Raw genomic sequence first — 20007 nt, forward strand, 5'->3', positions numbered from 1 at the left:
GGCCCCCTTAGCTCAGTTGGTTAGAGCGACGGACTGTTAATCCGCAGGTCCCCCGTTCGAGTCGGGGAGGGGGAGCCAACTTTTCATCGTTTCAAAATGGTCGATTCCCCCTTAGCTCAGTTGGTTAGAGCGACGGACTGTTAATCCGCAGGTCCCCCGTTCGAGTCGGGGAGGGGGAGCCAACCGCTCTCAACGAAATATTTCTTATTTATTATCTCAACCGCAGCCAAACAATTTTAGTAGATAACCTTACTTCTTCTAAGTTGTTAATTTTTTCATAAAAAGCGATAATGTGAAGCGATATTCTCAGCGTTTAACTTACTCCGTATTGTAGGAAGTTAAAATGTTACTATTGCATATGCGTTTTTGTTACTGCGTACCCACTGTCTAGTGGGCTTAAAGCACCAGGTTCATTTAAATACATGTCAGACTTTTTACTGCTACTTGTTGGCACAGTATTGGTTAACAATTTTGTCTTGGTTAAGTTTCTCGGCTTATGCCCTTTTATGGGGGTATCTGGAAAGCTGGAAACTGCCATAGGCATGTCGATGGCCACCACGTTTGTTTTGACATTAGCCTCGGTGAGTAGCTATCTTATTGAAACCTACTTACTTGCCCCATTGGGGATAAGCTATCTGCGTACACTTGCATTCATTCTGGTTATCGCGGTAGTAGTGCAATTCACCGAGATGGTAGTGCACAAAACCAGTCCTACTCTTTATCGTTTGTTAGGTATTTTTCTTCCGCTGATTACTACTAATTGTGCCGTACTCGGCGTTGCGCTGTTGAATTTAACTGAACAACATAATCTTATTGAAAGTCTCATTTATGGCTTCGGCGCTGCGCTTGGTTTTTCACTGGTACTCATTTTATTTGCTGCTATGCGCGAACGCTTAGCAGCTGCCGATGTCCCGGTTCCATTTAAAGGTGCCTCTATTGCTATGATTACAGCGGGACTTATGTCCATGGCTTTTATGGGGTTTAGTGGGTTGGTGAAATTCTGATGTCGGTTTATTTAGCTTTAGGCGCCATTGGCACCCTCGCACTTATTTTTGGTCTGATACTTGGCTATGCCAGTATCCGCTTTAAAGTGCAAAGTGATCCTCTGGTGCAGCAACTCGACGAGTTACTACCCCAAACCCAATGCGGACAATGCGGTTACCCGGGCTGTCGGCCCTATGCTGAAGCAATCGCAAATGGCGACGATATCAATAAATGCCCACCGGGTGGTGAAGCAACCATGAAAAAACTGGCAGATTTGATGGGCGTAGAGCCAAAACCGCTCAACGGGGACGGTGAAGAAGAAGACGTTAAAAAGGTCGCGTTCATTCGCGAAGATGAGTGCATTGGTTGCACCAAATGTATACAAGCATGCCCGGTTGATGCGATTTTAGGGGCTTCCAAACAAATGCATACAGTTATTATCGACGAATGCACTGGATGTGACCTGTGTGTGGAGCCGTGTCCGGTAGATTGCATTGATATGGTTCCGCTGAAGCCCACCACGAATTCATGGAAGTGGAATTTTAAACAATCTCCCAAAGGAGATATCCCAATTAAAATGGTGTCGTAAAGACGATGTTGCGAAGTACTGACGAAATCATCGCGGATTTAAAAGCAGGAAAATGTCACTCGTTTACGGGAGGCGTTCACCCACCAGATGAGAAATCGTTATCTAACACCACTAACATTCAGACTCTACCGCTACCAGACAAGATAATTCTGCCTTTGCGTCAACATATAGGGACGGAAGGCAGTATCTGTGTAGCTGAAGGCGAGCATGTTAAAAAAGGTCAGGCATTAACTAAAAGTAGTCATCCATATGCCGTTCCGATTCATGCTTCTACGTCGGGAATAGTAAGGGAAATTACTCGTCATGTGGTGGCGCATCCGAGTGGTTTAAGCGAAGACTGTATTATAATTGAACCAGATGGACTGGATGAGTGGGTTAAGTTAACGCCTATCCCTCATTTTCAAACACTTCCACAACAAACGGTAGTAGAAGCAATTTGTGATGCAGGTGTCGCGGGGATGGGCGGCGCGGGATTCCCAACCCATATTAAAACCGGGAACAATAAAACGATAGAATTTCTGATTATTAATGGCGCAGAGTGTGAGCCATATATCACTTCTGACGACCGATTAATGCAGGAGCACGCCTGGCAAATTCGTCAGGGCATTGATGTACTTCATCATTTAATTTCACCTACAGCCGTTGTCATCGCTATTGAAGATAACAAGCCAGACGCCATTAAAGCATTGAAAATAGCCTGTCAGGACAAACCTGAGTACTTGGTTGTGGCTGTCGAAACCAAATATCCCGCTGGCGGCGAAAAGCAGCTGATTCAGATGTTGACTCAGCGAGAGGTTCCCCGGCACGGTTTGCCTGCTGATGTGGGGGTACTCATGTTTAATGTAGGCACGTGTTTCGCCGTTGCTGGCGCTATTTATGAAGGTAAGCCTCTGGTCGAACGAGTAGTGACAGTGACAGGAAGGGCTGTTGAGCAACCAGGTAACTACTGGGCAAGATTAGGTACACCGGTAAGCCACTTACTGAATCACGCCACGTATCAGGTTAAAAAGCAATCAGCTCCCCAAATTGTGATGGGTGGACCCATGATGGGCTTCACCTTAAGCAGTATGGCCGTTCCCATTGTTAAAATATCAAACTGTCTGCTTGCACCAGCAAAAGGAGAAGCTAGTCTCAACGAACATGAAAGAGCCTGCATTCGTTGTGGCGCTTGTGCTGACGTCTGCCCTGCATCATTGTTACCCCAACAGATTTTCTGGCATGCTAAGGCGAAAGAACTCGACAAGGCGCAAGCTTACGATCTGTTTGACTGTATTGAGTGTGGCGCATGTGCTTACGTCTGTCCTAGTGAAATTCCCTTAGTCCACTACTATCGTCAAGCAAAGGCAGAGATAAGGCTTGAAAAAGAAGAAAAAAGCCGTGCAGAAAAAGCCAAAGAAAGATTCGAGGCTCGTAACGCACGATTAATTAGGGAAAAGCAGGAACGAGAAGAAAGACATCAAAAAGCTAAGGCGGCCAGAGAAGCTGCGATAGCAAATAAATCAAAAGCAGCAACAGTCGATTCAAATGACGCTAAAGACAAGGTAGCGGCCGCGTTGGCGCGCGCTAAAGCAAAAAAAGCAGCACAGCAACCTGAATCAGATGTCCCCGCCGCCCTCGATACGCAAGCAGACAAGAAGGCGCAAGTAGCCGCAGCAATTGCCCGAGCAAAGGCGAAAAAAGAAGCGGCTCAGGCAAATGATACAAATGAAATATTGCCCGAAGATGAACGCAAAGCAAAAGTCGCCGCTGCGGTAGCTAGAGCAAAAGCGAAAAAAGAAGCGGCCCAAACCAACGATACAAATGAAATAACGACCGAAGATGAGCGCAAAGCAAAGGTCGCCGCTGCGGTAGCTAGAGCAAAAGCGAAAAAAGAAGCGGCCCAGGCAAATGATACAAATGAAATATCTGCCGAAGATGAGCGTAAAGCAAAGGTCGCCGCTGCGGTAGCTAGAGCAAAGGCGAAAAAAGAAGCGGCTCAGGCAAATGATACAAATGAAATATCTGCCGAAGATGAAGGTAAAGCAAAGGTCGCCGCTGCGGTAGCCCGTGCTAAAGCTAAAAAACAACAAGCAGCGGAATCATCTTCGTCTGACGGACCTGCCGACGCGAACAACCTGATATCAAAGAATGTAGACTTTTCGAGTGCGGAAGAACAATCACACCACGACGATGAAAAGCGCAAACGGATCGCTGCGGCTGTTGCCAAAGCGAAAGCTAAGCAAGCAGCTAAGAAAGACAACAATGAGACAGAATAAATGAAGTTAACCCTGTCCAGTTCACCCCATCAACGGGTTAGACGCGATACCAGTCAGGTAATGCGTCTCGTTATACTGGCAATGATTCCTGGAATTATGGCTCAGGTAATTATTTTTGGTTTTGGTGTACTTATTCAAGCGACGATTGCAGTCATTACTGCGGTAATAACCGAAGCGGCGATCCTGCAAATTCGGGGAAGAAGCGCCAAATTTGCTCTCAACGATTTCAGTGCAGTATTAACAGCTTTACTTTTAGCGGTAAGCATCCCCCCCCTTCTGCCGTGGTGGATGACGATTTTAGGGACTTTTTTTGCTATTGCCGTTGTTAAGCAGCTTTATGGGGGCTTAGGCTTTAATCTTTTTAATCCAGCTATGGCCGGCTACGTGATGTTGCTTATTTCTTTTCCCGCTGCCATGACCCTGTGGCTGCCTCCGCAGTCACTTGCCAGTATTCAGCCAGACTTTGTCAATGTGTTAACAATAATAATGACGGGGTTTACTGAATCGGGTCATAGCATGGATCAGCTTCGCATGGCTGCAGACGGGATAACTATGGCTACCCCGCTAGATTCAGTGAAAACTGCTCTATCGCAAAACTATACGTATCCTGAAGCGCTTGATGAAGCAATCTTTACCAATAATTTAAATGCAAGTGCTGGTGCTGGTTGGGCTTGGGTCAGCTTAGCCTATTTGGTGGGAGGTCTATTTTTAGTCAAGATTAATGTTATAAATTGGCACATCCCTACCGCGATGTTGGCCGCTGCAGCTTTACTATCTGCCGTTTTTTATATTGCTGATTCAGATTCGTTCGCTTCCCCTATATTCCACTTACTTAATGGCAGTTTATTATTTGGGGCATTTTTTATCGCGACAGATCCTGTTACAGCCTCTACCACAGATAAAGGCCGACTTGTTTTTGGTGCATTTATAGGCATGTGGGTAATTGTTATTCGCACGTTCGGTGGGTATCCCGATGCGGTGGCTTTTGCCGTTATTGTAATGAATATGGCAGTCCCCCTAATTGATTATTATACGCGTCCACGTACTTATGGGCATACAGCTAAAAGAGCGAGGAAGCCGTAAATGATGTTTTCAACGCTTTACAAAAATGGCGGCATGTTGGCGTTGTTTGCCGTGATTACAACCGCCCTAATTAGTATGACGTTTGCTATTACTGAATCCCGCATTACAGAGCAACAAAAAAAACAGCTTTTAAGCGTATTAACAGAAGTAGTACCCGAACACTATTACGACAATTCTTTTTACAATGACTGCACACTGGTCCAGTCTGACATGTTGGGTTCAACAGAGGCCAAAGTGGTTTATCGTGCTCGCTTGGGTGATCAGCCTAGCGCATTAGCACTCGAAACCACCGCCCCCAATGGTTATAGTGGCAGTATTCATTTAGTCGTAGGGGTGGACACCGACCAGCATGTACTAGGGGTTAGAGTTGTTGATCATAAAGAAACGCCGGGACTCGGCGACAAAATTGAATTAGCCATTAGCAACTGGATATTGAGTTTCAACGGCAAATCGATAACTAACGAAAATCAATCGAATTGGGCTGTGAGAAAGGATGGCGGTCAATTCGATCAGTTTACTGGCGCTACCATCACTCCCCGTGCGGTTGTTGATGCAGTAAAAAACACTCTCTTATTTGTCCAAGTAAACCAACAGGCTCTGTTTGCACATGACAATGATTGTAAAGTGGAGCTCGAGTAATTTTTATGACCAGCTATCAAGACTTAACGCTTCAAGGACTATGGAAAAATAATCCGGCCTTGGTTCAGTTACTGGGCTTATGTCCTTTACTCGCCGTAACCGCAACATTTATCAATGGCTTGGGCCTTGGTATAGCAACCATGCTGGTACTGATTGGTTCAAACATTACTGTCTCGCTCATTCGCAATGTGGTAAGAAACGAAATCCGTATACCCATTTTTGTTATGATCATCGCTTCATTCGTGACCATAGTGCAGTTATTAATGAATGCGTTTACCTACGAATTGTATCTGACGTTAGGCATCTTCATTCCTCTAATCGTGACCAATTGTGCCATTATTGGTCGGGCAGAAGCCTTTGCCTCAAAAAATGCAGTAGTGCCCGCAGCCTATGATGGCCTCGTTATGGGGGCTGGTTTTACAGTGGTTCTGGTAGTACTGGGTGGGTTACGGGAAATGTTGGGTAACGGCACGCTTTTTAAAGGAGCAGATCGGCTTTTTGGCGAAGTTGCCAGTAATTGGCAACTTACTTTGTTTACAACAGAACACCCCTTCTTACTTGCTATACTGCCGCCTGGCGCGTTTTTAGGGATGGGGTTAATCATTGCATTTAAAAACGCTATCGATGCGACCTTAGAAGCCCGCAAGCCTAATTCCGAGAATATTATTACTCGAGCAAGAGTGACTACCGAATCTTAAAAAGTTGTTTCGCCTGATATGAATAATGTAAAAAGAAAAGAAATATTAACACGATTACGGGATGCTAACCCCCACCCCACTACGGAATTAAATTTCTCAACACCATTTGAACTGTTAGTCGCGGTAACCCTTTCTGCACAATCCACTGACGTAGGTGTGAACAAAGCAACAGATAAGCTTTTTCCCATAGCCAATACTCCTCAGTCTATTCTGGAGCTGGGGTTAGAAGGTTTGCGCGACTATATAAAAACTATCGGATTGTATAATTCCAAGGCACAGAACGTATATAAAATGTGTCAGATTTTGATGGATAAGCACAATGGTGAAGTACCTGAATCCAGAGAGGCTTTAGAAGCCTTACCCGGCGTAGGGCGTAAAACGGCTAACGTAGTTCTAAACACGGCGTTTGGCTGGCCGACAATAGCAGTAGACACGCACATCTTCCGCGTATCAAATCGCACTAAACTGGCCATGGGCGAAAATGTTGACCAGGTTGAACAGAAATTACTGAAAGTGGTGCCCGCGGAATTTAAAGTAGACGTACATCACTGGCTGATACTGCACGGACGTTATACCTGTGTGGCCCGCAAACCCCGCTGTGGTTCCTGCATTATTGAAGACCTGTGTGAGTTTAAGGGTAAGACTGAGTAAATGTTATGCGGCTTTGAGCGAGTTGCCGTAAATCACCCAAGAGAGTAGCGCTCGCTGCAGTTCACAAAGATATGATGCCGTCATTCCAGAAATGCGCAGCATTCTCTGGGACCCCCGCGACTGTTAGCGTAAGACTTATAAAACCACTTTTTTGAGTATACGATAACAGTCAAAGAGACCCCGTTTTTCAACGGGGTGACGATGTTTGAGTTTACAATGGGGTGACGATTTTTGAGTTTGAAAGGGGTGACGTTTCTTCAGCTTTCAAAGGGGTAACGATTTTTCAGTTTTCAAGCTTAACGGCGTCGATTCCATTCAGGATTTTTTGCAACTGGCCGAAGTCAGCGGGCTTAGCCAAGTGGTGATCAAACCCCGCGGCCTTTGACTTCTGGCGATCGCTCGATTGGTCATAGCCTGTCAGTGCGATGTAGGTTGAACAATCCGCAGCCATTTTGAGTTGCTGCGCGAGTTCGTACCCCGTCATGTCGGGTAGGCCAATATCCAGGACGAACGCGTCCCAACGTGGATCGGCCCGCACCATGGCCACGGCGCCAGCACCATCGACGGCGATTTCAGCGTCATGGCCCTGTGCCCCCAGCAGGATAGCGAGCAACTCCGCCGCATCCCGGTTGTCGTCGACCACCAGTATTTTCAACGCTGCACTCGCACGAGTGGTGACAGATGGCGTTTGTACTAACGCCTCATCAGTTGCCGCCAATGGCAACGTCATTGTGAATGTACTGCCCAGATTGAGGCCTGGGCTTGTGGCCGCAACAGTACCTCCATGCTGCTCCACGATACTGTGCACTAGAGCCAAGCCGATTCCCAGGCCGCCTTGAGAGCGGTCCGGGGTGCGCTTACCCTGCGCGAACAGTTCGAACACCATTGGCAACAGTGCTTCGTCCATACCAATGCCGTTGTCAGTGACACGCACCTGCACCTTTTCATTTTCGACCTGCATCGACAATTGAAGCCGACCGTTAGTTGGCGTGTACTTCGCAGCGTTGTTGAGCAGATTCGTCACCACCTGAACCAGCCTGTGGTGGTCGCCGATAACCAGCGCCGTATCATGGAATTGCGTGGTCAGGGTATGCCCGCGCGCAGCAATCAAGGGCTGGGCCTGCTCCACTGCAGCGTCGATCACCGAGCGTACGTCCACTGGCTCACGCGCAAATTCTACTAGCCCCCGCGTCACCCGCGAGACGTCCAGAAGGTCGTCCACGAGCTCGGTCATATGCGCGACCTGGCGCGTGATGACTCCCCCAATCTCCCGCACGTGCGTTTCATTATCCACAGGTGCCATCTCCAGCAAGCTAGCCGCTGTCCCGATGGGCGCGAGAGGGTTGCGCAGCTCGTGCGCGAGCATGGCGAGGAATTCGTCTTTGCGGCGGTCCGCCTGCTCTAGGCTCTCGACCATCCGCCGGCGCTCTGTGACATCGAGTACCGTCCCGATCATCGACAACGCTCTGGCATCCGGCACGTCGCCTTCGAACAGTACCTGCCCGCGCGCCATCGTCCACACAACCTGACCGTCGGCGTGGATCCATCTAAACTCTTCAGAATAGCCGCCCCCGGAACCGGGCTGAAGTGCATGGTCGAGGGCAGCCTCAATCCGCGGCCAGTCAACGGGATGGACGCTCTGAGACAAGACGTCCAACGTCACCACCGCATCATCAGGTGCAGCACCGACGATTTGCCTGCATCGAGGGTCCATGCGGACGTCGCCGGTTTGCACGTCCCAGACCCAGGTTCCGAATTGGGCCACATCCATGGCCAGTGCGAAGCGCTTTTCAGACACACGCAATTCGTTCTCCATACGTTTGCGATCCGTAATATCAACGGATGAGCCGATCAAACCCAAAATGTTCCCGTCTTTATCCCGCCACGGTGCCTTGCTCGATAACCAGATGGCCGGGGTCCCATCCGATAGCATAACCTCTTCCTCGATTTGCTCGCCAACACCGGAATCCATAATGCGACGGTCGGTCGCCATGATCGCGGCGCTCTGGACGCGGTCTGCGAGTACATCTTCATCCGTGCGACCCAGGAACGCCTCCGGGGGCAGTCCCAGCAGTTCCGCGACTCCGCGGTTGGCAACCATGAATCGGCCGGCACGGTCTTTGGCATAAACCACCCCGGGCACCGCATCGGTAAACATACGCAGCAGCATGTCGGCCTGGTCGCGTTCGGCTTCCATGCGTCGTCGGTCCTCGATGTCTAGCAGTACGCCTGGGAAGCGGACCGCCTTACCGTCTGGGTCAAGCTCTACTTGGCCGTTGGCTTCGACCCAGCGGAGGGTACCATCCCTGTGCCAAACCCGATATTCGCACTTGTATGCGCCACCCCGCCCCATCACCTCCTCGATCGCCGCCGCGACTCGGTCGCGATCATCGGCGTAAACGGATTCCATGACGAGTTCCAGTGGGAGGCCCGACTTACACAGCGTCTCGTCGAGTCCGAAGCTGGCGGCGAAGCGGGCGTCGGCAATAAAGCGATTGTCCGGTATCGTCCAAACCCAGGTGCCAACGATGGCGCCCGCATCCAGCGCCAGTTGCACGCGTTCGGCGGCGTCCGCTGCATCTGCAGCCATTTTCTTATGCTCAGAGATATCGCGTATAAACACGGCCAGACCCGCGTCGACCATATAGGCGCGCGCTTCAAACCAGCACAATCCCTGTTCAGCTGATACGTGGGAATAATCGTGCCGCTCCGACGTACCACTGGCACTGACGCGTCGGCACATCGAGTAGACTGAAGCCTGCTCGCCTTCCGAGAACAGGGCCCCGAACTCCTCTCCGACCATATCGCCCTCCGCCTTCAACAGGCGCGAAGCGGCATCATTGGCTTCCAGCACGCAAAAATCGGGTCCCAGCAGCAGGAATGCCTCGTCCATGTTGGCCAGCACACCGCGATGCCGGGCCTCGCTTTCGGCCAACCGCTGCTCGGTCAGCACCTGGGCGGTGATCTCCGTGCACGCGCAGAATAATCCCTCGATTTCCAAACCTTCGCCTCGCACCGGAGAATAGAAGAAGGAAAAATGAGTCTGTTCCGGATAGCCGTGCCGTTGCACCATCAGCGGGATGTCCTGCATCTGCACGGGCTCTCCTCTCAGCGCAGAAGATACTATCGGCTGGAGTTGCTCACGGATCTCGTACCAGACTTCTAAGAAATCCCGGCCAAGCGCATTCGGATGCTTGTTTCCAAGGATTTCCGCGTAGTAGTCATTATAGATAAGAGTGCGCGTGGCCCCCCATGCTACAAACATCGGTTGGTTTGACGCCAACATGATCCCCACCAACGTCTTCAGTGACGACGGCCAGACAGTCGGTGCACCTAAGGGTGTCTGTTCCCAAGCAAAGGCCCGCAACCGCGCGCCCATCGCACCGCCGCCAGCCAAAAAGTGTGGTGTTTCTATTGTCAATTGGTTCTACCCTTAATGCCAGTGTAAACGACTGCCGCGCAACTGCGCTGCAGTCCAGTGAGCGCAGCGAACGTGTTTAACCCACTTGTTAGGCGAATTAGTCATCACTCAACCACGGCTCTTTTCTACGTGGATAATTATTGAGGAATCTATTGTCACCTTTTCACCTTGTCACTTTGTCACTTTGTCACTTTGTCACTTTGTCACTATGTAGCGCTCGGTTTCTTTACATGTGATTTCTAATATACCAGATTCACCAAATTTTAGAATCTTGGCATTTGGATATGCAAGAGAATTGGCGGATGCGTAGTAATTATGGACTGCGATTCATCGTTAACAACTCATGAATTGCAGCAAGAGCAGTCAGTTGACGTGTTGGTGAAGGTGCAGCCTCTAGTTCCTCTAGTTCCTCTAGTATGTATAAGCCATTGCCACGCTAATTATCTACGCGCTTTGACATAAATGATGCTGTCATCCCAGAAATGCGCAGCATTATCTGGGACCTTTGCGACTGTTATCGTAAGGCTTAAAAAATCTACTTTTTTGAGTTTACGATATCATTTAAAGAGACCCCGTTCTTCAACAGGGTGACGATTTTTTAAGTTTGCAACGGGGTGACGATTCGTCAGTTTTGCAACGGGATGACCATTCTTCGTAGGGGCGTTTAAAAAAATAAGCCTTTACGACGTGCTGAAAAAACGAAAACCCGCCGTTGGGCAACTTGACACAGCTATATAGCACTGAATTAACGCGAACATCTCTTAATAAAGCGGAGATCGCCCCTTTTTTACCAATTTATTGCTGGGCAGTTCAGATTCATCATCAAACAATTTTTTTATGTCAGGATTATCCATATTGAACACAAGGTCTTTTATAAACATGTTTATTATAGCTCCCAAAGCGCATACCAATTCCCTTTAACTCCACCGGCCAGGTAAATAGTAGTAACGTAGATAGAATTTTCCTAACGAAGTGTATTCTAAAATCAAAAATTATGGAGTTTACAGATGCAATGTCATTCACTTCCGCTATCCGTTTCAATTTATTTTCAAATTCGAGTTAGGCTTTACGAGTGTATTTACGGTTTAACGAATCAAGGATTGGCAGGTGTCTATTTTTCTCAATAGTTCATGACTTGCCAATAACAGCCTTTATTCTACCTCTGGATTATGACACTTTATCGTTTGTTTCTTGTTAAGCTATAGCGAGTCGTAATAGCTTACTTACGTATTTTTATTAAAGGCAAGGAAGTTACAATGAATGTTAGCTTTATTTTAAAATTCTTAGCCTGTTTTTCCCTGATAGTAGCCGGCCAAAGTAATGCAGAACAACAAAAAATATTAGCTTCTGATGGTAAAGCAGGAGACCAGTTTGGTTATAGTGTCGCAATAGATCGCACACTTGCATTGATCGGTGCACACAAAGCGGATGCCATAAATATCAAAGATTCGGGGGCTGCCTATGTTTACTCTCTTGGCTCAGAGGGCTGGGAGCAGCAAGCAAAATTAGTCGCCGAACCCGCTTTTGCAAATGACACTCTGGGCGGCAATGTGGCGCTGAAAAACCGTATGGCAATGTTAGGGGTAATTAGAAGAGACGACAAAGGTGATGATGCTGGTGCAGTGTTTACCTATGAGCTTGAGGCTAATTCATGGTCGCAAAAGCAAATCTTAACTGCTTTAGATGCGAAGCCTGGCGATGCATTTGGTCAAAGTATCGCTCTCGCGCAGAAATTTCTTGTCATCGGAGCCCCCCACAGCGATTCACCAGGTAAAGACGCTGGCTCAGCTTACGTTTACACACGAGACAAAAATACATGGCAATTTCAGGACAAACTAACGGCAAAAGATGGGGCAGCTGGTGATTTGTTTGGCATCAGTGTAGCGATCGATGGTAACACTATTTTAGTGGGTGCTGATTTGAATGATGAAAAAGCGGAAAATGCCGGCGCTGTATATGTCTATGTATTTGACGGCAAGCAATGGAAGCCACAAGCAAAGCTCATGGCTGAAGATGGTGCGAACACTGATATCTTTGGCGTGAGAGTGGCATTGTTTGGCGATACAGCATTAATATCAGCCAGAAGAGACGACATTCAGGAGGTCGGTGTCGATGCTGGATCTGCCTATATTTTTGAACGAATAAATGATAAATGGAAACAAACACAAAAGTTAATTGCACCTGATGGTGAAGCTGATGACAGATTCGGTCGTGGGGTGGCTTTAAATAACGAGACGGCTGTAATAAGTGCTATGCACCATGATGCCAATGGCGCTGATACAGGTGCTTTATATGTTTTTAAAAAACAACAAGGTCAATGGCTATTTACCTCGAAAGTAGTGGCTAGTGATGGAACCACTGAAGATAGATTTGGTTGGAATGTTGCCCTTTCAGGCAAAACCGCGATAATCGCTTCTCCTTTTCGCGACGACAATGGAAATGCATCGGGCGCTGCTTATATTCAAAATTTGTCAGATTAAAATGTGTCTTACAAGGTTTACTGACTCTAGCAACCTTAGTCAGTCGCTTTTTGTACCCAACTCACAGCGCTAAGTTTACTATCAAAAGATGCCGACAAGAGTTCAAGTAGTATCGAATGTTATATTATTAGTGATATTACGCTTGAATTAGCTCAACCTATATTAAGGCTGGCCCACCATCGCGGCGGCCCCCCATAACTTTCATGTTTCTAACCGCACTAAACTGGCCATGGGCAAAATGTTGACCAAGTTGAACAGAAATGATGCCGTCATTCCAGAAATGCGAAGCAATATCTGGGACCTACTCGACTGTTATCAGGCCTAAAAGATTCACTTTTTTGAATTTACGATTTCGTCAAAGAGACCCCGTTCTTCAACGGGGTAACGATTTTTTAAGTTTGCAACGGGGTGACGATCCTTCAGTTTTCAAGCGAGCGACGATTTTTCAGTTTTCAGTTTTCAGTTTTCAGTTTTCAGTTTTCAGGAAATGATACCCCCATCCCAAAAATGCGAAGTATTATCTGGGACCTCAGCGCCTCTTATCGTGAGGCTTAGAAATCCGCTTCTTTGAGTTTACGATATCAGTCAAAGAGGCCCCGTTTTTCAACGGGGTGACGATTTTTTAATTTTGAAACGGGGTGACGATCCTTCGTAGGATAGTTAGTAAAAATAAACCTCTACCCCTGGCTTAAAAAGCGATTTGAAGACATTGTGTTGTACGTTATGCAATAGATAAATATTAAAAGTCGGCATTGATTAATCAGCGATAGAAAAATCCCCAGCGGTACGTGGCGCGCTCCAACTGGCGAGTAAATAAAGTATCTGATAATCTCACTTAAGCATCTCAGCAAAATAAAAGTTTTAAAATGATAGAGCTAAATCATAATTATGTTATTGCTGTTGCTGAACAATTATCTTTTGTAAGTGCATTTTTGGGAGGTATTTCAGCAACCATATTGGTAACCATCGTCGTATTTACTTCCCCAAATAAATCGGTGAGTGGGATGGTCGCTTCATCAGCATTAGCTGCGTGCAGTTTATTGATCGCTGTGGTCGCGTCATGGCGTCTAATCATTCTGTTACACCCTACCCTTCCCATTTCAGTTGAGCCGTCGTTAATAAAAGTTCTATGGAATGCCATGTTGATGGGATATGGTCTCGGATTTCTTAGCCTTCTTGTTAGTATTGGACTATCAGGCTGGCTTCGTTCCAGAAAAAGCGGACTCATTACCACCTGCATAGCGTTAGTAGCAGTACTCTTTTTTGTTGTCGCAACGCCATTCGGCGTATAGAAATTTGATAGTAGGTTGGAAACTAGCGAAACTCTTTCATTACATCGTTCTACTTTTTGGCCTTCGGCAAGCGGTACACCGCATCAACTCTGACAATAATTTTTTTGGTTGGAATAAAAACACAATCTTATTGCCAATAGCTCTGGCGATATGTGTATTTTTAGACCCCATAAACTATACTTAGTAGGACATAGACGGCTGCGGTATATTTGCGGCTCTCTATTGAAAAGGCGTCCTACTGCTAACTCCCTACAAATTCGTCATAATTCTTAGTTGCATACAAAATATTTGTCCGGCGAACAGAGAACCTTTTGATAATATGATTTCTTGCACTCGACTCTACCATGCTCCCCGTTAATAGAAGCGAGACTAACTATGCTAAACGAGCGAACTTTACTATACGCGTTTTTAACTCTTTTTACCGCTGTAGTTGTACCAACTTATGCGGCCCCGGTTCAAGTTAACCTGTGGGAGTTGAAGGAAGAAATTATTTTAGATGACCCCTTCGCCTCCTTCCTTAAATTATCGTCAAAAAAGCCAGTATTCGGTACAAAAAACACGCGCAGACCTGTATTCGGAAAAACATTTATCTACACGGACGACTTTGATATCGAGGGCGAAAATTGGTCCGTTAAGGGCACACTGAAGCTTTTTGGTGTGGCCGGAATTGGAAGCGAAATATTTCAAATTAAAGATCTCGTTTATACTCATAAAACATATCCACATGAAAAAACAAAGAACGTGTTCAACTTTGAAACGATAACAGTTAATTTACCAAAAGGAGGAATTGATCTGAACAGGAGCGTTGAGGGTGGAGTCGGTGAGTGGGATCCTCATCACACTAAAAAGCACAATGATTTTTTTGCCATCGATTACGATCTGGGGGTTGTTACGTACAATGGAAAAGGCGATAACCTAGCTACAAAGTTACTTGAATTTGATGTACGTTTTAAAGCTTTGCACCCTAAATCTGTATCGACCCCGGCGACACTCCCCTTACTTATTGCATCGATTGCACTGATGGTTTTGAAGGCTCGCTATAAGCAAAGCAGGGTACGGGGGTAGGGCAGGAATAATACGTGTATCAAACGCTTGAGAGATGAAATTAAGGAGTAATTAGCCTACCACTCCTTTACAGCTCAATAAAGTTTGAACCTTGGTAACACTGCTTTTCCTCAATAGTAGTGTGCGACACCCAGGTCATTGTGTCGGCGCGGTTCGCCCAGCGAACTGCGAGGACAACGCTTTTGTTATACATTTTCGATTAACGCAAAAATAGTCTTGATCGCTCTTAATGTTAGATCTGGGTCTTGAATTGGCAAATTATGACCGACTTGGTTCGTAATGATATGGACAGCCCGTGGATTTTTGGAGATTAGCTGCTGATGTAGAGACCGCCATATTTCTTTTCCTTTTGCGCTATGTCCAATCCACCAATCTGATTCGTTTAGTCGAGAGGATGTCACTATAACTGTCGGAACGGTGTAGGTTGGTTGAGGCTCAAACAATGACTTTTGCGCATAGATTGCTTGGAGCACTTGCCACTCTGGTTGAGTTTTTAACATTCCGTTAATTATCAGGTTATCAGCTACGGCCTTCTTATTGGTTAGTTCTTCTAATTTGTGTTGAAAAAGCTCATGGCTTGGGTCGAGCAACACGATGCCAACTACCTTTTGCGGAGATTCATAAGCAAACTGCCGTGCATGAAAGCCGCCAAACGAATGACCCACTAATATTATATTTTTCGTTACGTTTAGAGATTGCAATAATTTATCGAGACGCTCAAATGACAAAGCTAACGTTATATTATCAGCCTTTTCGGTTAATCCATTGCCCGCGCGGGAATAAATTATGACTCTCGAATTAAGTTCTGATGCCAAAGGTAGAAAAGAATCCCAATAGCTAGCGCCCATGCCAATACCTGATTCAAATACAAAGGTGTATTTTCCTTTTCCAACATCTCTGTATTCGACTAGAGAACCATCCAATTCAATGTGTTTGGTTTGTCCGAAAGTGGAGCAGGAAAAGGTTAAAACAAATAGGGTTAAGAATCGAAAGAACAAGAGAGGCTCCTTTGTGTATAACGCTAAATTTTGAGACGCAGATGCGAGACTATAATCGCGAAGCACCGTCCATGTGTCCCAACGAACGAAGTGAGTGGCAATAACGTTTCGTTAGCTACCCACAATGCTCATAATCCAATCGTAATAACTAGATATTCTAGTTTGATAAGCAGTTGTACCATATAAGCCACCTTTGAAATTAGAAATATCACCGGTTGCAAGTTGCCAGCTAGATAAACCAACAAGGAAAGGAATGCCATCGTGGTAAATAATAGAGGCTCCACCACTGTCCCCTGAACCCTGCATTCCTTCTAACGGAAGCGCGCTAGCCGGTAAATCGAACTTAAACGTAAGCCAGTTTCCCTCAGCACTCTCTACGATATTTTGAAATTTACGTGCTTGATGTAGTGATTTCGTATTTAAATCTTCACCCAATAATCCATTACCTGTAGCACCGTTCCCAAAAACCGTTATTACTTCACCTTTTTCGTCGGAATTAGCATACAGTGAAATCGGATGGACACCTAAAACCGGCTTCGATAGTTTTATTAAAGCAATATCGCTGCTTGATTTTAAAAGTCGCATTAGCGGAGCTAAATCCCCACTAAGCAGGTCTTTGTTAGGTCGTTTGTAATGCGGATGAAGTTTAACTTCTTCAATTCCATAGAATTCAGCGCCAATGTTTAGCTTTAAGCCGGTGTAGTCATAGAAAACGGTATGAGCCACAGTTACAACCCATTGGCTATCGATTAAAACCCCAAGTCCTTCGTGGGGCAATTCGATAACGTATTCTGGCATATTATCAACGTGATAATCATCTACTGGAATATCGTGTCTCACGACTACGGCGTTAGTTGCCACAGAACAAAAAGCGAAGATAAAAAATAACAGAAACTTCATAATACTCCGAAGGCAAAGCCGGGTGAGTCCTACGCCTGACGCTTTCGTATATAGCGGCGCCACGGCAGAGGCAGCAGGCAGTAACGAACTACAAAAACTTGTTAAGTGCTTCCAAACTGTCAGGCCCACCGCTGAGTCGAACACACTTGCGTGACTCTTGCTCCCACGGCGCAGCAGAATCAGTGTGGAGGTGGACGGCAACCCGCGATGTAACCAGTTCAGCGAGCAAACCGGCAGGTATCCAGACCATGCCGCTACCCCTCAGGCTGTTAGGAACTGGGCTTCCGCATACTGAACAAAAATCGCTTCGGAAACCACTCGGCTTACTGTAGGAACTGATATCATTTTCACCCGACACCCAACGAAAATTAGGCTCCTGCACAAAAGTAGCAGCATTAGCGGCAGCTCCTGTGGCTTTGCGACACAGCGAACAGTGACATTGATAGAGGTTGCGTACTTCCCCATCAATTTCGAATTTCACGCTTCCGCACAGACATTCACCTTGCATTGCTCACCCTTTTGCCGCTCAACATCTTAGCATTTAGTCCTCACAGTAACCCGCATCAACAGCGACTGTTCAGAACCACATTTCTTTTATCAATATGAGTAGCTTACTTCAAATGAGTGGTGATTTACCATTAGAAAATCGGTGTGTTACTTAGCAGTTTTGGTAATTACGCATTAAACAGATTTGATGCGTAGTAAAGGGTAACTAGCCCTTTTTTTGAGAAGATTCACAACATAATGAGGGTCAAGCACTATTTCTTCCAGATCTAAAAAACGTATCTTATGTGAATAATGCGCTTCATTCTTTATATTCAAAAAACGTCGTCCAAAAAACTTAAGAGAGCACGAGGTCACCACTATTCTGACTCACTTCGCTGTCGATAGGCATGTCACCTCTTCTGCACAAAACTTTGCAGTGTGCACGCTCGTTTTTATGTATAAAACATATTCGAACGAGCGAAGACGTGGCTTGCGGCTACCGTTCGGGCGAGCGCACCTTAGCGCATTTCTACCGCTCGACGTTATGACGAAGCAATGAATAACATTAGCCTGATGAATGACAAATACTGACTGGTGATTTCTTTTGTTTTATGGCTGTGGATTGCGAATAGCCGGATGGCTTAAACTGCGGAATAAAAGATATCGATTTCGCTTTTGAATTTGCTTTCGTATTCCGAGGAAAAGGCGGGGATGGCAGTGTCACTATGTTACCCAACATTCTTCACCCATCAATAAAATCTCCATTCGCAAATCAAAAAGGTTCGATATATTCATCAAAATGACCTGATAGAAGGTGGTGGCGAACCTGCCTATTTGCTGGCCCTACAAGAAAATATCTCAATCTAATTAAGGCGTTTAAATGACTGCACCTATTTCCTTCAACCAGCCCATCTCAGTGCACAGTCGAGAATTGCTCTTTCCCATCTTTATCTGCATTGGACTGTATTATTCAAAGCATCGAAAAAAGGCCGTCATAACGACATAAAGGGTGACAAAACCTGTGGCCGCACATATCTTCAGACCCCCCTCTTCAACGCAGTTACTTCTTTCTGGCACTGATATTAGAAGGGTACAACAATTACTTGGGCACTATGATCAGGCCTAGTGGACAATTACTTAGAGGGAAAGAATACCCTAACTCCCTTGATTACGTACAATTTGGCCGAATAGCCGTTGTATGTAAACGATGTAATACAAGAAATGTTTTATTAACTATCACAACGTCGTTTAAGCCAATTACTCATATAATCGAGTACTTCTATAGAAATCGTTTGTTCAATATCGTTTACTTCAGTTGGCAAGCCTGTTGTGGCCGGCTGGAACATATGATTCAGCCCAGGAAATACTTTAACAGTCGATACTTTATTTCCGTGCTCTTTTAACACATTTTCTATTCTTTGAATTTCTTCTGGGAAAGGCACATTAACGTCTTTATCGCCTGTTAAGGCTAAAACGGGGATGGTTAACTTGGATAGGTAAGCACTCGGGGGCGCACCTTTAAAATCTTGAATTAAAGATGGACTGGAGTAGTCGCGGACCAGAAATTCTATGTATTCTTCTTGCTCCTTTTGGTTTAGCCCTGCTAATACGGCTAATTTTTCCTTAGAGCTATAAAGCAAATCTCTAACTTTAGATTGTAAAATGAGAGTATCGTCTATGGTGAAAACATAATCGAATATTTTGCGTAAGGTCTCTGTTTGGGTTTTAATGAACTCGTCCGAAAACCCTTTAATTTCAGCGATCCTTTTTTCCGAAAGGATAATGTTTTCTGGGTAAGCGAGCCCCGGACCTGCCATCATGATAATCGTGTTCAAGTTATCCTTATTGACCGCCGCCATGGGTGCCACTAATCCTCCTTCACTGTGGCCAATCAGTCCAATGCACTGTTTTTTAATTTCGTTTCTGCTTAATAGATAGTTCACTGCGCCATCCGCATCTTCAATAAAGCTATCCAGGCTAGCCTCGCTGAATTCACCTTTCGACTGGCCGCACCCTCGCTTGTCGTACCGAAGCACTGTTATCCCATTTCTGGTGAGGTAGTCAGCAATAACCATAAAAAACTTATGTCCGTAAATTACTTGGTCACGGTTCCAGCATCCTGTTCCATGCAGAAGTATTGCCGCGGGGTTGCGTTTATTGCTCGTTGCAGGCAAGGTCAAGGTGCCTGCGATCATAATGTTGGGATCAGCGCTTTTAAATTGAACGGATTCCTCACTATAAGGAAAAGGTTTTACGGGAGTTTGAGGTCGATTTGATTGTTCAGAGGTGCTAGCAAACGCCATCAGCGTAAAAACACTTGTTATTACGACGACAACGATAGGAACCGGGCACTTGTTTCCTCTTAAAAACCTTGTCAGCATTATATTCATAATTGCGCTTTGTGTGGATAGCTCGGCAATGTCCCATTAAAACCGTTATTACTTCCGAATAGAAAAATGAGCACAG

16 protein-coding genes, 1 tRNA gene and 1 pseudogene are annotated in these 20007 nt (G+C 46.0%); 13 read left to right on the top strand and 5 right to left on the bottom strand.

Annotated features, from left to right (window positions below; translation table 11 throughout):
* Positions 1 to 105: 105 nt before the first annotated feature.
* The 8 genes from OPS28_RS14840 to nth all read left to right on the top strand — a co-directional run bounded on the left by OPS28_RS14840 (position 106) and on the right by nth (position 6899).
* Positions 106 to 182 (top strand) — tRNA-Asn (locus OPS28_RS14840).
* Positions 183 to 422: 240 nt separating this feature from the next.
* Positions 423 to 1004, top strand: coding sequence for an electron transport complex subunit RsxA (gene rsxA, locus OPS28_RS14845; RefSeq protein ID WP_265610247.1), 582 nt, complete (start codon positions 423 to 425; stop codon positions 1002 to 1004).
* Positions 1004 to 1573: an electron transport complex subunit RsxB gene (gene rsxB / locus OPS28_RS14850; RefSeq protein ID WP_265610248.1), complete on the top strand. Its 570-nt coding sequence runs from the start codon at positions 1004 to 1006 to the stop codon at positions 1571 to 1573. The genes rsxA and rsxB overlap by 1 nt, the downstream gene beginning before the upstream one ends.
* Positions 1574 to 1578: 5 nt before the next feature.
* On the top strand, positions 1579 to 3828 hold the full coding sequence (gene rsxC, locus OPS28_RS14855) for an electron transport complex subunit RsxC (protein ID WP_265610249.1): 2250 nt from the start codon (positions 1579 to 1581) through the stop codon (positions 3826 to 3828).
* On the top strand, positions 3829 to 4911 hold the full coding sequence (gene rsxD / locus OPS28_RS14860) for an electron transport complex subunit RsxD (RefSeq protein WP_265610250.1): 1083 nt from the start codon (positions 3829 to 3831) through the stop codon (positions 4909 to 4911). It begins immediately after the preceding gene.
* A gap of 3 nt (positions 4912 to 4914) precedes the next feature.
* Positions 4915 to 5550 (top strand): electron transport complex subunit RsxG, encoded by a 636-nt coding sequence (rsxG, locus tag OPS28_RS14865; RefSeq protein ID WP_265610317.1) that lies wholly within the window; start codon positions 4915 to 4917, stop codon positions 5548 to 5550.
* A 5-nt stretch (positions 5551 to 5555) separates the two neighbouring features.
* Positions 5556 to 6248: an electron transport complex subunit E gene (locus OPS28_RS14870; RefSeq protein WP_265610251.1), complete on the top strand. Its 693-nt coding sequence runs from the start codon at positions 5556 to 5558 to the stop codon at positions 6246 to 6248.
* Positions 6249 to 6266: 18 nt separating this feature from the next.
* The gene (gene nth, locus OPS28_RS14875) at positions 6267 to 6899 is read left to right on the top strand and encodes an endonuclease III (protein WP_265610252.1); all 633 of its coding nucleotides are present in this window, start codon (positions 6267 to 6269) and stop codon (positions 6897 to 6899) included.
* Between the two features lie 283 nt (positions 6900 to 7182).
* Here nth and OPS28_RS14880 read toward each other — a convergent pair whose 3' ends face one another.
* Positions 7183 to 10320, bottom strand: coding sequence for a PAS domain-containing protein (locus OPS28_RS14880; RefSeq protein WP_265610253.1), 3138 nt, complete (start codon positions 10318 to 10320; stop codon positions 7183 to 7185).
* 1256 nt (positions 10321 to 11576) lie between these two features.
* Here OPS28_RS14880 and OPS28_RS14885 point away from each other — a divergent pair.
* The 4 genes and pseudogenes from OPS28_RS14885 to OPS28_RS14895 all read left to right on the top strand — a co-directional run bounded on the left by OPS28_RS14885 (position 11577) and on the right by OPS28_RS14895 (position 15157).
* Complete coding sequence (locus OPS28_RS14885) at positions 11577 to 12800, top strand: FG-GAP repeat protein (protein ID WP_265610254.1); 1224 nt, start codon at positions 11577 to 11579, stop codon at positions 12798 to 12800.
* Between the two features lie 166 nt (positions 12801 to 12966).
* A pseudogene (locus tag OPS28_RS17200) lies at positions 12967 to 13061 on the top strand (endonuclease III); the annotation flags it as partial.
* 605 nt (positions 13062 to 13666) lie between these two features.
* Positions 13667 to 14092, top strand: a complete 426-nt coding sequence (locus OPS28_RS14890; RefSeq protein WP_265610255.1) for a hypothetical protein — start codon at positions 13667 to 13669, stop codon at positions 14090 to 14092.
* A gap of 474 nt (positions 14093 to 14566) precedes the next feature.
* Positions 14567 to 15157 carry a hypothetical protein gene (locus OPS28_RS14895; RefSeq protein WP_265610256.1) on the top strand — a complete coding sequence of 197 codons (591 nt, stop codon included), beginning with the start codon at positions 14567 to 14569 and terminating at the stop codon, positions 15155 to 15157.
* A gap of 185 nt (positions 15158 to 15342) precedes the next feature.
* Here OPS28_RS14895 and OPS28_RS14900 read toward each other — a convergent pair whose 3' ends face one another.
* From OPS28_RS14900 to OPS28_RS14910, 3 genes are all read right to left on the bottom strand, one after another.
* On the bottom strand, positions 15343 to 16155 hold the full coding sequence (locus OPS28_RS14900; RefSeq protein WP_265610257.1) for an alpha/beta fold hydrolase: 813 nt from the start codon (positions 16153 to 16155) through the stop codon (positions 15343 to 15345).
* A 111-nt stretch (positions 16156 to 16266) separates the two neighbouring features.
* Entirely contained in the window at positions 16267 to 17055 is a 789-nt protein-coding gene (locus OPS28_RS14905; RefSeq protein ID WP_265610258.1) for a trypsin-like serine protease, read from the bottom strand.
* Between the two features lie 88 nt (positions 17056 to 17143).
* Complete coding sequence (locus OPS28_RS14910) at positions 17144 to 17563, bottom strand: GFA family protein (protein WP_265610259.1); 420 nt, start codon at positions 17561 to 17563, stop codon at positions 17144 to 17146.
* A 306-nt stretch (positions 17564 to 17869) separates the two neighbouring features.
* Here OPS28_RS14910 and OPS28_RS17205 point away from each other — a divergent pair, with 306 nt between their 5' ends.
* Positions 17870 to 18100, top strand: coding sequence for a phage integrase N-terminal SAM-like domain-containing protein (locus OPS28_RS17205; protein ID WP_442864011.1), 231 nt, complete (start codon positions 17870 to 17872; stop codon positions 18098 to 18100).
* A gap of 670 nt (positions 18101 to 18770) precedes the next feature.
* Here OPS28_RS17205 and OPS28_RS14915 read toward each other — a convergent pair.
* Positions 18771 to 19931 (bottom strand): alpha/beta hydrolase family protein, encoded by a 1161-nt coding sequence (locus OPS28_RS14915; protein WP_265610260.1) that lies wholly within the window; start codon positions 19929 to 19931, stop codon positions 18771 to 18773.
* Positions 19932 to 20007 lie beyond the last annotated feature (76 nt).

The organism is Alteromonas sp. ASW11-130, assembly GCF_026183735.1.
In the GTDB taxonomy this organism is placed as follows: domain Bacteria; phylum Pseudomonadota; class Gammaproteobacteria; order Enterobacterales; family Alteromonadaceae; genus Alteromonas.